The following is a 14,259-nucleotide window of genomic DNA, read 5'->3' on the forward strand; positions in this document are numbered from 1 at the left end:
TCGCGCGAGGGGTCAGGCGCGGGCGCCGATGGCGAGCGCGCGGAGCAGGAAGCGGGGCTCGGTCAACGCGCTCGGGTGGGCGAGCATCGTGGTGACCTGGCCGAGGCGGTGGTTGATCGTCTGGTCGCGCATCGACGCCTTGAAGACCAGGCCGCTGGCCCACTGGATCGCGCGGTAGCCCCGCGGATAAGGCCCCTCGACGTGCGGCAGCGCGAGATCGGCCATCGTGCTGACCTGCCACGCCGCGTCCACGACGACCTTGACGTCCTGGAAGTAGGACAGGGCGGGCCGAGCCAGATCGGGCTCGCCACGCAGATATTCGGACAGCGCCGAGGCGTGCAGCGTCGCCGAGGTCATGCCCTGGCCGTAGACCGGGTTGAAGGAGGCCACGGCGTCCCCGGCCGCCACCAGCCGCGCCGGGAACCGGGTCAGCTTGTGGAAGTCGCGGCGGCGGCTGTCCGCCTGGTGGTAGGTGATGACGTCGCCGACCTGAGCCGCGGTGGTGGCCACCTCGCCGAACTCGGGCGGGAAATTCTCCACACACCGCTCGCGGAACTCGCCGGCGTCCCGCCCCGGCCGGTCGTCGGCGTAACCCGAGACCAGAACGGTCCAGCGGTCACCCTCGATCGGCGTGAAGCCACCGATCCGGGCCACCTTGCCCGGCCCCGGGTTGGCGATCGAGATACAGGTCAGCACCGTCGCGTCGGCCGGCCGCCGGAACAGGGCCGTGGCGTAGTTGAGCTTGATGCCCATGCGCTGCATCGGCGGTTTCCCGAAGCCGTACGACTCCAGCCAGTCGCCGAGCCGGCTCGACCGGCCCATCGCGTCGACGACGAAGTCGGCCGGCACCTCTTGATCGGCGTAGCGCACCCCGGCCACCCGGTCGCCGTCCAGCACCAGCCCGTCGGCCCGGCCCTGCACAGTGCGGACATTCGGCAGGGCCAGCACCCGGTGCCGGATCAGCGCCTCCAGGAACGGCCGGCTGGAGACCAGGGCCTGCGCCGCCGGCCCGCTCGGCGGGTCCTCCCGCAGCTTCCCATCCATATAGAACCGATTGGTCGCGGCCGGCGGATCCACCGCCCCGGCCGTGAGTGCCGCCTCGATGAAACCGGGAAACCACCGCTCCAGCTGCTGGAGCCCCGAGGGCAGCAACGCGTGCACCTGACTGCCCTGCGGAACCCCGGGCCGCGGCCCCACCGCGTTGACCGGGTCGGCGGCGATCCGCTCGTCCGGCACATCGAGCTCGGTGAGATCATCCCGCTCGATGACCAGCACCTGCTCGGCGTGATCGCTGAGCACCCGGGCCGCCATCAGCCCGGCGATGCTGCCGCCCAGCACAACCGCCTGCCGGAACAGCACCCGCTGCCCGGTCGGCGCCGCGGACGTCGAAATCGCGGCGAACCGTCGAGCAGCAGTCACCGAAGCCCCCGTAAACGTGAAAGTTTCTTCCTGGTTCACGATAGCCGTGCATCGAGCGATATCGCTACCGGGTCCGGTCCGCTATCGCAGGTAGGACGCTCCGTTCAGATCGAGGACAGCGCCGGAGGACCAGGCCGCCTCGGGCGAGCTGAGATGCAGAACGGCCGCCGCGACCTCCTCGGGCGTGCCCACCCGGCCGAACGGGCTCTGCGCACGCATGGCGTCGTCGACCTTGGGCTGCTGGCGCTCGGTGGCGATGAAGCCGGGAGCCACGGAGGTGACGGCGATGCCGTGCGGCGCCAGGGCGATCGCCATCGACTGGCCGAAGGCCTGCAGGGCGGCCTTCGCGGCACCATACGCCGGGAAGGAGGGCTCGCCGCGGTAGGCGCCGCGCGACCCGACGTTCACGATGCTGCCCGGTGCGCGCCGCTCGATGAGATGGTGGGCCACGCAGTAGGTGACGTTGGCCGCGCCGAGCAGGTCGACGTCGACCATCCGGCGCCAGATGTGCTGCCAGTCCTCGTAGCCGATGGTCGCGATGTCGTGCCGGTTGCCGTCGCCGGGCGCGATGGCCGCGTTGTTGACCAGCACGTCGACCGCGCCCAGCCCCTCGACGGCGGCATCCACGACGGCCTTGGCCGCCGCCGGGTCGCCGAGGTCACCGCTGACCAGGGCGTGCCCGTCGCCCGTCAAAGCCTGGAGGGTGGCCTGTCCCTCGGCCTGATCCGACCCGTAGTGCACCGCGACCCGATCACCGCGCGCGGCGAACGCCACCGCGATGGCCCGCCCGATCCCGCGCGACGCCCCCGTGACCAGCACCCGCCGGGCCTGGCCAGCCGCACTCCGCACACCCTCACCCGGGTCGCCGTCAGTACCCATCCCGCCCCCGCTATTCATGCCGCTCCCGCCACTTCATCCCGCTCGCGCCACTCATCCCGGTCCTGCCACTGACCCCGGTCCTGCCCCTGATCCCGTCCGGCCTCACCGGGTTCCGGTCTCTTCGCCGTCCTGGTCACGCTGGTCACCGGGCGAACACCTGGCTTTCGTCGCTGAACGCCTTGAACTCGAGGGCGTTGCCGGCCGGGTCGCGGAAGAACATCGTCCACTGCTCGCCGGGCCGGCCCGGGAAGCGAAGGTAGGGCTCGATCAGGAACGGGGTGCCGGCCTCACGGAGACGGTCGGCGAGCGCGTGGAAGGCCTCGGCGGTCAGGAGCAGCCCGAAGTGGGGGATCGGCACCTCGTGACCGTCCACCTCGCTGTCGCCGGCCGCGCGCACCGGGCCGGGGACCACGTGCGTCACCAGCTGGTGGCCGTGCAGGCTCCAGTCGATCCAGTGGTCGCTGGAGCGGCCCTCGCCGAGCCCGAGCACCGAGCCGTAGAAGGCCCGCGCGGCGGCGAGGTCATCCACCGGGATCGCCAGATGGACGGCGGGTCTGACGGCGTCACTCATGCGGTGGCTCCTTCCTGCCCCGCCGGCGGGCCCGGGAGGTGCATCGACCATAACTCTTTCCGGTGGCGGCAGTGAGTTATCCACAGGGACCGTGGTTATCCACATTCCGGCGGCGCCGGGTTGCCGTCGAGGGGCCTATTGTGTCAACGGAAAAAGGGTCGATAAATAGCGTTGCCAACGGACCGCCGGCGGCCTACCGTAGTCATCACCACCGGGAAAGACAGGACAGGAGAGACCGATGTCGCGGCATGCCTCGCTAACACTGCAGCTGCTTACGCTGCACGTCGGTGCTGTCCCGACGTGCGGTCTCGCACCCTATGGCAAGCCCGGCCGGGGTCGGTGTCGCAGCTAGCGGACGCTAGCGCACACCACGCCGCCGGACCCACGAGGGGACGGCGGTTTTTCGTTTCCGCCAACAATTGCCCACCTGCGCCGCGGGTCAATTCCCGCTGCCCCGAAACAATTGCTCCGGTCGCGGCCGGCAGCGTCGATGATTGACAATTCCACAGCGGATGGCACAACAGATCCGGAGCGAGGGAGACGGCAACCCGCGCGCCTTGGGAGCGTGAGACACCCCGTTCGACTCGGGGGCTCCGGACGCAGTCGATCCTCCGGGATTCCCGGGGGATCAGGGGGCTTGTGGCGCAGCTGGTAGCGCACCGGTTCGGCAGACCGGGGGTCGGCGGTTCGAACCCGCCCAGGTCCACGCACGCCGTCGTAGCTCATCGGGTAGAGCGCTGTCCCGGTACGACAGAGGTGGCTGGTTCGAGACCGGCCGACGGCTCACGCGGTTGTAGCTCAGCAAGGCAGAGCGCCACCCCGCCACGGTGGAGGCCGCCGGTTCGATCCCGGCCAGCCGCTTTCCCGCCCTCGTAGCCCAACGGCAGAGGCACGACGTCGAGAACGTCGACAGTGCGCGTTCAAATCGCGCCGAGGGCACGCGCCGGCGCCGCACGAACGGTCCGTGCGCCGCCGGGAAACGTAGGCCGGCGCAGCGCGAGTGGTCGCGCGACGCCGGGCCGGCGCAGCACGAATGGCTCGTGCGACGCCGGAACGCAGGCCGGTGCAGCACGAATGGCTCGTGCAGCCGACTCGTAATCGGCAGGCTGCGGGTTCGAGTCCCGCCGCCGGCTCCACGCCCGGGTAGCCCAATGGCAGAGGCACGCCGCCCAGGACGGCGCCAGTGCGCGTTCGAATCGCGCTCCGGGTACGCAAGCACACGAGGGTCGGCGCGGGAGGGCGCCGGAGACTCGTACGGGAAGGGCTCGTAGCTCATCTGGTAGAGCGCCGCTCTCGCACAGCGGAGGTGGCCGGTTCGATCCCGGCCGGGTCCACGGGCAGGTCAGCGGGGATTGTCGCGCAGCACGGCGACGGCCTGCACGGTGGCGTAACCACGCCACTCCAGGGCTGCGGCCGGACTGAAGGCGGTGAACGTGACGTCCCAGCCGCCGTCGGGTCGCTGCCGGCCGGCGAGTCGTTTCAGGTCGGCCGTGACGGCGTCCCGGTCGAGCAGGGCGCGGGACGGTGACTCCGGGTGCGGCGTGAAGTCCAGCAGTTGCAGCACTTCACCTTCCGCGCCGCCGGCGACGGGCGTGGGGCCGTCCACGCGTACGTGTTGAACGAACGTGCCGAGAAGAGCCGAGGCCCGGGGCGAGACGGGTGCGGCGGCGTCCAAGAAGTGCATCGCGAACATCACTTCGTACGCGCTCGGTGTCGAGGGCGTCTGCTCGATGGCGTCCAGGCAGTAGGTGGTGGCGGTTTTCAGCCAGGGGTGCTCGGCGATGTCGGTGCGGTGCCGGGCCAGGCGGTGCGCCTGCGCGGCCAGCTGCGTGGTCATTTGAAGGGAGGACGCTGCGGGGTCGGCGTTGATCCAGTGCGGTGCACTGCCGTCGGTGTCCGAGTAGGGCAGGGCGAACGGCACTCCACCGTCGGCCCGGGAGTGCCCGGCCAGCCAGTCGAGCAGTTCCGGCCCGCGGCGGCTGGTCGTGTCCGGAATTCCGGCGAGCACCTCGAGGGCGTGCATGGCCGCGACCGGTTGGCTCGTGACGGATCGGAGGTCCGGTTCGAGTGCCCACCCGTAGCCGCCGTCAACGTTGCGGTGGGCGTCGAGCGCCTGGAGGACCTCGTCGGCCGACCCCTCACCCAGCAGGTGGCGCAGCCGGCGCCGCTCGAGGGTCCGGCCGTGGGTCGTCAGGAACGAGATCGCCGCGTCGAGATCAAGGCTCATCCGAACATCTATATCAATGTCGCCGTAGCTCAGCGGGTTGGAGCGCCGCCCTGATAAGGCGGAGGCCGGTGGTTCGAACCCACCCGGCGACACGTGGCGCCGCTAGCTCAACTGGTGGAGCAGCTGACTCTTAATCAGCGGGTTCGGGGTTCGAGTCCCCGGCGGCGCACCGAAGAATGTTCCGGTAGCTCAGCGGGAGAGCGCCGCCCCGACAAGGCGGAGGTCGCTGGTTCGATCCCAGCCCGGAACACGCACGCCTGCATGGCTCAGCGGGAGAGCGTCCCTTTCACAGGGGGAAGGTCCCAGGTTCGAATCCTGGTGTGGGCACTTCGCCGACGAATAGGCTCGCGCTCATGACCGACGGCGACTGGAGGGATGGCGGGTTCAGGCAGCGCCGGCCCTCCAGGGAGACTTTCGCCTGGGTTGCGGCGTCGATGGGTCCGGGCAGTCGCGTCGTCGGTTGTCGCCGGTTGACCGGTGGCGTCTCCTCCGCCGTGCATCGGCTGACTGTCGAGCGACGTGGAGTACGAACGTTCGTCGTCCTGCGGCAGTACCCGGGCGGGCTCGGCCTGCAGGGGAGCTTGGAGAAGGAGATCGCCAACCTGGGTGTGGTGGCGGGAAGCGGGCTCCCGGTTCCGAGCATCCTGGCTGCTGATGTGGCCGGTGCTTGGACGGGTGGCGCGCCGTCGTTGTTGATGACACGGTTGCCGGGGCATGTCGACCTCAACCCGGCGGAACCTCGGTCGTGGATGACGAGGATCGCGGAGATTGCTGTATTGCTGCATTCCCTCGATCTCCCCGCGAAGCTGTTCAGACCGTGGACGGATTCGTGGATCGCTCCTCGGGACGAGTTTCGGGTGCCGGTCGACGCTCAGAAGCCGGCTGTGTGGAGGGCGGCGTTCGGTGTCATGGTGGCGCCGCCGCCAAAAGACACTGCTGTCTTTCTGCACTGCGATCTCCTGCCCGTCAACATGCTGTGGTCGCGCGGGAGGATCACTGGACTGACCGACTGGAACTCCATCCATCGGGGGTCGCGCGCGATCGACGTCGGGCACTGTCGGCGATACTTGGCGGCGCTCTACTCGCCTGAATGGTCGGAGCAGCTTCGGTCGCTCTACGAGTCCATCGCCGGGATGACTCTCGATCCGTGGTGGGACCTGTATGCCCTGCTGCACTATGACGCCAGCGGGCCGAAATGGATCCGCGCTCAGGTCGCTGGGCGCCGTCCCGTCGATGTGCCCGGCATGACGTCCCGGGTCGAGGTTGTCATCGAGGCAGCGCTACGGCGCCTCGGATGACTGCGGGGTTCACTACCGGCTCGATTGTTGTGATGAGCATGTCCGAGGCCGCAGGTCTCACCACGGTCGCATGCCCGAGTGGTCAGGGGGCCGCCTGCAAAGCGGTGTACGCCGGTTCGAGTCCGGCTGCGGCTTCGACTGCCATCCGCTGTGGGGGCGATCGGGACGTGGCATGGTCGGGGCATGGGTAACCGTGTGCTCGGGCTGGTCGTCCACCCCCGCAACGACGTCAGTGAATCCGTGGCGACCGTCACGAAGCTGGCCGGGGAGCAGGGCATCCGTGTCGTCGCGCGGCCGGCCGACGCCGAGCGGCTGGGGGCGGGGGTCGAGGCGATGGACGAGGCGGTGTTCGCCGGCGCCGTGGACTTCGTGTTCAGCCTGGGCGGCGACGGCACCATGCTCGGCGCCATGCGGCTCGTCGCCGGTCGGCCGACGCCGGTGCTGGGGGTCAACCACGGCAACGTCGGCTTCCTCATCGAGGTGTCGCCCCGGCAGTTGCCGCGCGCGCTCGAGCGGCTGATCGCCGGCGATTTCAGCCTGGAACCGCACAGCTGCCTCGAGCTGACCGGTCACGGCGACGCCGCACTGGCCTTCAACGACGTGGTCCTCACGGCGACCACCCCGTGGACGGCGGTCAGCCTCGATCTGGAGATCAATGCCGTACGGCACGGCTACTTCCGCAGCGACGCCGTGGTGGTGTGCACGCCGACCGGGTCGACCGCCTACAACTACGCCGCGGGCGGCCCGATCATCTCGCCGTCCGCTCCGCTCATCGGCCTGACCCCGGTCGCACCGATGGCGGGCATCAGCCGGCCGATCGTCCTGGGCGGCGACGAGACCGTGCTGCTGCGGTCGCCCGGCGACGCGACCAGGTTGTCGCTCGACGGCGCCGCCGTCTTCACGGTCGCGGCGGGCACCGACATGGTGTTGCGCATGCGCCCGAACGCGACCAACGTCGTCCGCTTCGACCAGAGCACCCACGGCGCCCGGGCCCGGGTCAAGCTGAGCGTGCTCGACCTGCCGTTGCGCCCCGACCAGCTCATCGAGCTCGTCCCGGAGGAGCTGCGCGACCGTGCCCGCCGTCTGACCGACGAGGACGAGAGCGCCTAGCGTCGGTGCTCGACGGGAAGGCGCCGGGCCTGCGCCGATTGGCCGGCCCGGCGCAACAAACGGCGCACCACGTCAGAGGACCGTGCCGTTCTGTACGACCGTCCGACCCGGAGCCGGGCCCCAGAGCACGGCCGGCGACGCCAGCGGGTCGCCGTCGACGATCAGCAGGTCGGCCACCGCGCCCGGCGCCACCCGGCCGAGATCGTCGCGGCCCAGCAGCGTCGCGTTGACCGAGGTGGCCGACTTCAGCGCGGTCAGCGCCCCGTCCACCTCGACCTGCAGGCGCAGCCCGTTGAGCTGCTCGTCCTCCAGCACGCCCATCAGGTCCGTGCCGAAGCCGACCCGCACCCCGGCCTCCCGGGCGACCACCACCGCCTGCCGGCCCGCGTCCAGCACCTCGCGGTTCTTCGCGCGGGACACCGCGGCCATGCCCAGCGAGGCACCGCGCCGGTCCATCGCGTCGTACGCGGCCAGCGTCGGCACCAGGAACGCCCCCGCCGCGGCCATCGCGGCCGCCGTCGGGGCATCCAGCAGGTTGCCGTGCTCGATCGTGCGCACCCCGTTGTCGATGGCGTGCTTGATCGACTCGGGGGAGTAGGCGTGCGCCGCCACGTAGCTGCCGCGCCGGGCCGCTTCCGTGGTGACCGCCCGGATCTCCTCCGGCGAGTACTGCGGGATGCGGATCGGGTCGGTCAGCGACACCACGCCGCCGGACGCCATGATCTTGATGGCGTGGGCGCCACGGCGCAGCCGGTCCCGCACCGCCACCCGCAGGTTGTCCACGCCGTCGACGACCTCGCACGTGTGCGTGTTGCAGCCGCACACGTCGGAGTCGGCCGCCCGGAAGTCGCCGTGCCCACCGGTCTGGCTCAGCGCCGCCCCCGTCCACAGATAGCGCGGCGAGGGCAGCAGGCGTTCCTTGATCGCCCGGTCGAGTCCCGCGTCGCCGCCGGACGGGTCCCGCACCGTCGTGAATCCCCGCGCCAGCGCCGCGGCCAGCCGCTGGGCGGCGACCAGGGCCACATAGCTCAGCGGCCGGCTCTCGATCTCGAGCATGTTCAGGCCGATCCCGTACGCGTGGCAGTGCGCGTCGATCAGGCCGGGCAGCACGGTCCGCCCGCGGGCGTCGATCGTCCGGTCGGCCGGCTGCGGCGCGCCGCCGACGTCCGTGATCCGGCCGTCGACGACATGCACCGAGCCCTCGGTCAGCTCGTCCGACACCCCGTCGAAGATCGTCGCGTTGACGATCGACAGGGAGGTCACGCCGGCACCGCCCGCAGGGACGACGTGGCGGCCGGATCCACCTCGAAGGTGGCCGGATCGACGACCACGCCGTAGTCCCGCGCCGCGGACGCGACCGACACGAAGCCGTTGCGGACGTCGGCCGCCACCTTCGACGGCTCACGGTCGAACGGGTTGCCGTAGCCCCCGCCGCCACCAGTGTTGTTGACCAGCACCTCACCCGTGTCGAGCAGGTTGTAGCTGCCGCCGGTGACCTTCTCGCGGTCGGTGCCCGGGTTGAGCACGATGTGGTTGTTGTCGCCCTCGGCCCCGCCGTCGATCGACCACGGCTTGGTCTTGGTCTTGTAGACGATGCAGATGCCGGTCGACGGCGCGGTGAACCGGTAGGACCGCTGCACGCCGACGCCGCCGCGGTTGCGGCCCGCGCCACCGGTGTCGGGCCGGTAGCCGTACGACTCGATGAACATCGGCGACTTGGTCTCGAGCACCTCGACCGGGTTGTTGCGGCAGCCCGGCTCGGAGATGTGCATGATGCCGTCGGCACCGTCGCCGCTCGCGTGCCCGCCGAAGCCGACCGCCTCGTTGGTCGCCTCCAGCCAAGCCTCGCCGTTGCGCGGGTTCACGCCCAGCCCCATCATCGAGCAGACGTCGCCGCCGGAGCAGGCCGGCACCAGGTCGGGCATGCCCTGGGCCAGCGCCTTGAGCACCACCTCGCCGCCGAGCAGACCGGTCCACAGCGTGAAAGTGGGCATCGGCGGCACCGCGTGCATGACCGAGCCGGGCTCGGTGATCACCCGCAGCGGCCGGAAGTTGCCGGCCACGACCGGGCTGTCCGGAGTGGTCAGCGACTTGAAGATGAGGCTGCAGAACGCCTCGGTCTGGCCCACCGGCAGGTTGATCGGGCCGCGGACGTCCTTCTCGCTGCCGGTCCAGTCGACGATCATCTCGTCGTCGGTCACGGTCACGGTGACGTTCATCTTGATCATGCGGTCGAGGTCGACGCCGTCCTGGTCGACGAAGTCGTACGCCGTCCAGGTGCCCTGGGGCAGCTTGGCCAGGGCGATCCGGGCCAGCCGCTCGCCGTGGTCGTTGATCGCGGCCATCGCCTCGGTCAAGACCGCCGCGCCATATTTTACAGCGATCTCCTGCGTACGCCGGACGCCCGAGAAACAGGCCGAGACCTGGGCTTGGAGGTCGCCGATGGTGCGCTCGGGCATCCGGCTGTTGAACCGGACGACGTTGAAGATGTCCTCGTTCATCTCCCCCTGGCGGTAGAGCTTGGCCGCCGTGAAGAAGATGCCCTCCTGGTACATGTCGGTGGAGTCGAGGACGTAGCCGGGGTCCTTCTGCTTGAGGTCGAGCACGTGGATCCGGCAGGAGGTGAAGCCGATCAGCTCGCCGTCCACGTGCACCGGCGCGAAGACCAGCGGGTCGAGCGTGTGGGCGGACGACCAGTACGGGTAGTTCAGCAGGATCACGTCACCCGGGAGCAGCTTGTCCCGGCCGAGGAACTCCACCGCCTTCTTGATGCCGTGGTCGTTGCCGCGGGTGAACACGGCGATGCCGGGGGCGTCGGCCACCACGTCGCCGTTCGCGTCGTGGATCCCGATCCCGTAGTCGTGAATCTCGTAGACGACGGTGTTGTAGGCCGTCCGGCACAGGTTGCGGGCCATCTCCTCGGCCGCGGCCAGTAGGCCGTGCCGGATGACCTCGATGGTGATCGAGTCGACGGTGCTCATGAGGCGGCCCCTTGAACGGTGATGACCATTTCGCCGTGCTCGCCGACGCGCAGCTGGTCGCCGGCGTGGATCACGGTGGTCGCGGTGTGCTCGTGGATGACGGCCGGTCCGGCGATCTCGTCACCGGCCAGCAGGGTCTCGCGGGTGAACAGCGCGTACGGGACGGCCGGCTGCTCGGCCGAGACGTAGACGTCGCGGTGACCCTCGGGCTGGGCCGGGCCCGAGTCCCGTACGGAAAGCTTGGGCAGCGTCGGCTTGTCGACCTGGCCCGAGGCGCGCAGCCGGAGCGTGGTGATCTCGATCGGGTCGTCCATCACGTGGCCGTACTGGCGCTCGTGGAGCTCGGTGAACTGCCGCTCGACGGCGGCCGCGATCCCGCTCGTACCGTCGGGAACCGGGACCGTGACGGTGTGCTCCTGACCGGCGTAGCGCACGTCGACGCTGCGGGTCAGCACCTGGTTCGCGGGCGCGAAGCCCTCGGCGCCGAGGGCTTCGGCGGCCTCGGCGGCCATCTCGGCGTAACCGGCCGCGGTGCCGGGCGAGTCGAGTTCGGCCAGCGAGGTGACCGCGGTCCGCGCGAAGTCGTGCTGCACGTCGGCGAAGAGCATGCCGAACGCCGAGAACGCGCCCTGCCCGGGCGGCACGATCACGGTCGGGATGCCCAGCTCGTGCGCGACGTCGACGGCGACCAGGCCGCCCCCGCCGCCGAACGAGAGCAGCGCGAAGTCCTTGGGGTCGCGGCCGACCTCGACCGTGATCGCCCGGACCGCGCCCATGATCTTCGTGGTCGAGATCCGGATCATGCCGCGGGCCAGGCCCAGCGGGGTCATGTCGAGCTTGGTGGCCAGCGGTTCCAGGGCGCCCAGGGCAAGCCGGTCGTCCAGGCTGAGCCGGCCGCCCAGCGCGGCCGTCGTGCCCATGTAACCGACCGCGAGCGCGGCGTCGGTGAAGGTGGGCTGGGTGCCACCCTTGCCGTAGGAGGCCGGGCCGGGGTCGGCGCCCGCACTCTGCGGACCGACCTGCAGCGCGCCGGCGTCGTCGAGCCAGGCGATCGAGCCACCGCCGGCGCCGATGGTGTGGATGTAGAGCGACGGCGTGTTGATCGGCAGGCTCTCGAACTCGGCGCCCTGGTGCAGCACCGGCTCGCCGTCGATGACCAGCGACGCGTCCAGGCTGGTGCCGCCCATGTCGATGGTGATCAGGTTGGGCCGGCCGATCAGCTCGCCGAACGCGGTGGCGCCGATGACCCCGCCGGCCGGGCCGGAAAGGATCAGGCTGACCGGCTGCTCCCGGGCCGAGCGGGCGGTCATCGCACCGCCGCCGGAGCGGGTCATCAGGAACCGGCCGTCGAAGCCGCCACCGGCCAGCTCACCCTCGAGGCGCTCCAGGTAGCGGCGCACGATCGGCTTGACGTAGGCGTCGAGCACGGCGGTGCTGGTGCGCTCGTACTCGCGGTACTCGCGGGACAGCTCGTGCGAGACGGTCACGACGACGTCCGGGGCGACCTCGGCGAGGATCTCGCGCATGCGCGCTTCGTGGGCCGGGTTCGCGTACGAGTGCAGGAACGCCACCGCGACCGAGTCGTAGCCGCGCTCGGCGATCGTCGCGGCGACCGTACGGGCGGCTTCCTCGTCCAGCGGCAGGTGCACCGAGCCGTCGAACAGACTGCGCTCGGGCACCTCGAAGGTGTCGTACCGCTCGACCAGGGCCGCCGGCTTCTTGTACGTGATGTCGTAGTTCGTCCGCCGGTCGGTCCGCCCGAGCAGGTACACGTCGCGGAAACCGGCCGTGCCGACCACCGCCGTCCGGGCCCCGGTGCGGGTGAGCAGCGCGTTGAGCCCGAGCGTGGTGCCGTGGGTGAACATGCCGACCTCGGCCATCGGCGCCTCGGTCGTGCCGAAGGCGTCCAGGACGCCCGCGGTGGGCTGCGACGGGGTGGTCGGCACCTTCCCGAACCGGATCTCACCGGTGGCCGGCGTCAGTTCGACGACGTCGGTGAAGGTGCCGCCGACGTCGATCGCGACGCGGCTGTTGCTGGTCATCGTGAGTTCGCCTTTCGCCTTTTCCCGCGCACACGGCGACGCCGCTGTTTGTCAGGGCGGGAGTGACAGCTGACGAGAAGAGGCCCGTTGTCCGGCGGGCGAGGGGGTCAGCTGATGGTCGTCGCCGGTTGGCGCGGCGAGGCCCCGAACTTGTCACAGCCGTTTCTGGGGTGTCAATCGGTGCTGGTGGGGGCGTCCCTCGCCGGGAACGGGCCGTCGGGCGGCCCTGCACAGCGCCGCCCGCCGCCGCTGTGCTCGGCGCACATCCGTGGCGGAACGGCCACCGTCAGCATTTGCCAACTCCAACACCCGAGACACCGGGGGTACCAATGGTCCGCAGCGTCCTCACCCTTCGAGCGGCCGCCGGCCACGGCGACGACCTCGAGGCCTTCTACGCGGATCAGCGGATCCTGGAGCGGGCCCGGACGTTCCCCGGGTGCCGTGCCGCCGAACTGTTGCGATCCGTTGACGACAGCCCCGCGACCCACCTGGTCATCGCCGACTGGGACTCGGCCGCGGACTACCGCAACTGGGTCGACGACCCGTGGCGAGCCTCTTTGTCCGAGGGGCTCTTCGCACTGCTGGACATCCGGGACGACGAGCCGCTCGTTGGCGGAGTCTTCGAGCTCGTCGAGCCCTGATTCCTCGATCTTCTTTTCTGAACGCGTATAAGAGGAGCACCAGTGATAAGAGTTGCTCGACTCCTGGCGGTCGGTCTGACCGCCGCCGTGGCCCTGACCGCCTGCAGCAATCCCAACAAGGATGACGCCGCCGGGGGCGCGGCCACCGCCGCCCCGGCCGACAAGAAGCTCAGCATCGGCTTCTTCGGCTTCGCCAAGGCCAACTCGTTCGCCCAGGCCACCTGGGCCGGGGTGCAGGAGTACGCGAACGCCAACAACGCCGAGGCCACCTTCCTCGACTCCAACTTCGACGGGCCGACCCAGGTCAACCAGCTGCAGGACGCGGTCACCTCGAAGCGTTACGACGTGGTCATCGTGCAGGCCAACGACGGCACCGCGATGGTCAACCCGGTCAAGCAGGCGGTCGCCGCCGGCATCACCGTGGTGGTCGAGTTCACCCCGGTCGGCGGCAAGTACGACACCATCGAGCCGCAGGTGCCCGGCACCGTCAACATCATCGACCCGCCCACGGTCAACGGCGACGGCCTGGCCAAGATGGCGCTCGAAGGCTGCAAGACGGTCACCGACGGCGCCTGCAAGGTGGCCTACTTCCAGGGCTTCGCGAACTACCCGCTGGACACCGCCCGCACCGAGGCCGCGATCAAGGCGCTCAAGGCCGGTGGCGCCGCCGAGGTCATCTCGAACTTCGTCGGCGGTTACACCCCGGACAGTGGCCGCGGCGCCATGCAGAACCTGCTGCAGGCCCACCCCGACGTCAACGTGGTGATCGGCTCGTCCCAGGCGCTGCAGGGCGCGACCCCGCTGGCGGCCGGCAAGAAGATCACCTTCGTGGGCAACGGCGGCTCGACCCAGGCCTACGACTTCGTGGCCAAGGGAACCTGGTTCGGCACCTACGCGATGCCGGAGAAGGCCCAGGGCGCGAAGGCGGCCGAGCTCGGCATCAAGAAGGCCCGCGGCGAGACCGTCCCCGAGGCGACCGACGCGTGCTCGACGCTGACCGACTACGCGTGCCTCGGCACCAAGGACAAGCTGGCCGGCAAGACGGCCGACTACTCGGACTGACGACGGCGGGCGCCGGGGACATCCCCGGC

The 14,259-nt window shown here is 70.4% G+C and carries 11 protein-coding genes and 12 tRNA genes; 16 read left to right on the plus strand and 7 right to left on the minus strand.

Features of this window, described 5'->3' with window-relative positions; genetic code table 11:
* Positions 1-12 precede the first annotated feature (12 nt).
* From NAG42_RS14705 to NAG42_RS14715, 3 genes are all read right to left on the minus strand, one after another.
* Positions 13-1,419, minus strand: a complete 1,407-nt coding sequence (locus NAG42_RS14705) for an FAD-dependent oxidoreductase (RefSeq protein ID WP_250030797.1) — start codon at positions 1,417-1,419, stop codon at positions 13-15.
* Between the two features lie 81 nt (positions 1,420-1,500).
* Positions 1,501-2,268: an SDR family NAD(P)-dependent oxidoreductase gene (locus tag NAG42_RS14710; RefSeq protein ID WP_250030798.1), complete on the minus strand. Its 768-nt coding sequence runs from the start codon at positions 2,266-2,268 to the stop codon at positions 1,501-1,503.
* 172 nt (positions 2,269-2,440) lie between these two features.
* Complete coding sequence (locus NAG42_RS14715; RefSeq protein ID WP_250030799.1) at positions 2,441-2,869, minus strand: VOC family protein; 429 nt, start codon at positions 2,867-2,869, stop codon at positions 2,441-2,443.
* Between the two features lie 633 nt (positions 2,870-3,502).
* On the opposite strand from NAG42_RS14715, the gene NAG42_RS14720 reads away from it, so the two are divergent.
* The 7 genes from NAG42_RS14720 to NAG42_RS14750 all read left to right on the plus strand — a co-directional run bounded on the left by NAG42_RS14720 (position 3,503) and on the right by NAG42_RS14750 (position 4,203).
* Positions 3,503-3,575, plus strand: a tRNA-Ala gene (locus NAG42_RS14720).
* 5 nt (positions 3,576-3,580) lie between these two features.
* A tRNA-Thr gene (locus tag NAG42_RS14725) sits at positions 3,581-3,653 on the plus strand.
* A gap of 3 nt (positions 3,654-3,656) precedes the next feature.
* Positions 3,657-3,730, plus strand: a tRNA-Gly gene (locus NAG42_RS14730).
* 5 nt (positions 3,731-3,735) lie between these two features.
* A tRNA-Leu gene (locus NAG42_RS14735) sits at positions 3,736-3,808 on the plus strand.
* Positions 3,809-3,928: 120 nt separating this feature from the next.
* Positions 3,929-4,005: transfer RNA gene (locus NAG42_RS14740), tRNA-Thr, on the plus strand.
* A gap of 1 nt (position 4,006) precedes the next feature.
* Positions 4,007-4,079 (plus strand) — tRNA-Leu (locus tag NAG42_RS14745).
* A 51-nt stretch (positions 4,080-4,130) separates the two neighbouring features.
* Positions 4,131-4,203 (plus strand) — tRNA-Ala (locus NAG42_RS14750).
* Between the two features lie 8 nt (positions 4,204-4,211).
* Here NAG42_RS14750 and NAG42_RS14755 read toward each other — a convergent pair.
* Complete coding sequence (locus NAG42_RS14755) at positions 4,212-5,096, minus strand: hypothetical protein (protein WP_250030800.1); 885 nt, start codon at positions 5,094-5,096, stop codon at positions 4,212-4,214.
* 18 nt (positions 5,097-5,114) lie between these two features.
* Between NAG42_RS14755 and NAG42_RS14760 the strand changes: the two genes are divergently transcribed.
* The 7 genes from NAG42_RS14760 to NAG42_RS14790 all read left to right on the plus strand — a co-directional run bounded on the left by NAG42_RS14760 (position 5,115) and on the right by NAG42_RS14790 (position 7,504).
* Positions 5,115-5,188 (plus strand) — tRNA-Ile (locus tag NAG42_RS14760).
* 4 nt (positions 5,189-5,192) lie between these two features.
* A tRNA-Lys gene (locus NAG42_RS14765) sits at positions 5,193-5,265 on the plus strand.
* A 9-nt stretch (positions 5,266-5,274) separates the two neighbouring features.
* Positions 5,275-5,346, plus strand: a tRNA-Val gene (locus NAG42_RS14770).
* Between the two features lie 5 nt (positions 5,347-5,351).
* Positions 5,352-5,423: transfer RNA gene (locus NAG42_RS14775), tRNA-Val, on the plus strand.
* Between the two features lie 26 nt (positions 5,424-5,449).
* Positions 5,450-6,394 (plus strand): phosphotransferase family protein, encoded by a 945-nt coding sequence (locus tag NAG42_RS14780; RefSeq protein WP_250030801.1) that lies wholly within the window; start codon positions 5,450-5,452, stop codon positions 6,392-6,394.
* 64 nt (positions 6,395-6,458) lie between these two features.
* Positions 6,459-6,529, plus strand: a tRNA-Cys gene (locus tag NAG42_RS14785).
* 48 nt (positions 6,530-6,577) lie between these two features.
* Positions 6,578-7,504, plus strand: a complete 927-nt coding sequence (locus NAG42_RS14790; RefSeq protein ID WP_250030802.1) for an NAD(+)/NADH kinase — start codon at positions 6,578-6,580, stop codon at positions 7,502-7,504.
* Positions 7,505-7,576: 72 nt separating this feature from the next.
* Here the strand turns inward: NAG42_RS14790 and NAG42_RS14795 are convergent, their stop codons facing one another.
* From NAG42_RS14795 to NAG42_RS14805, 3 genes are read right to left on the minus strand one after another with little or no spacing between them, the layout of a single operon-like run.
* A complete protein-coding gene (locus NAG42_RS14795) occupies positions 7,577-8,767 on the minus strand; it encodes a metal-dependent hydrolase family protein (protein WP_250030803.1) in 1,191 nt (396 codons plus the stop codon).
* Entirely contained in the window at positions 8,764-10,485 is a 1,722-nt protein-coding gene (locus NAG42_RS14800) for a hydantoinase B/oxoprolinase family protein (protein ID WP_250030804.1), read from the minus strand. The genes NAG42_RS14795 and NAG42_RS14800 overlap by 4 nt, the downstream gene beginning before the upstream one ends.
* Positions 10,482-12,527, minus strand: coding sequence for a hydantoinase/oxoprolinase family protein (locus NAG42_RS14805; RefSeq protein ID WP_250030805.1), 2,046 nt, complete (start codon positions 12,525-12,527; stop codon positions 10,482-10,484). Before NAG42_RS14805 ends, NAG42_RS14800 begins: the two co-directional genes overlap by 4 nt.
* 329 nt (positions 12,528-12,856) lie before the next feature.
* On the opposite strand from NAG42_RS14805, the gene NAG42_RS14810 reads away from it, so the two are divergent.
* Both NAG42_RS14810 and NAG42_RS14815 read left to right on the plus strand, forming a co-directional pair.
* Positions 12,857-13,168: an antibiotic biosynthesis monooxygenase family protein gene (locus NAG42_RS14810; RefSeq protein ID WP_250030806.1), complete on the plus strand. Its 312-nt coding sequence runs from the start codon at positions 12,857-12,859 to the stop codon at positions 13,166-13,168.
* Between the two features lie 42 nt (positions 13,169-13,210).
* Entirely contained in the window at positions 13,211-14,230 is a 1,020-nt protein-coding gene (locus tag NAG42_RS14815) for a sugar ABC transporter substrate-binding protein (protein ID WP_250030807.1), read from the plus strand.
* Positions 14,231-14,259: the final 29 nt, after the last annotated feature.

This window comes from Paractinoplanes maris, assembly GCF_023544465.1.
Classification (GTDB): Bacteria; Actinomycetota; Actinomycetes; order Mycobacteriales; family Micromonosporaceae; genus Actinoplanes; species Actinoplanes maris.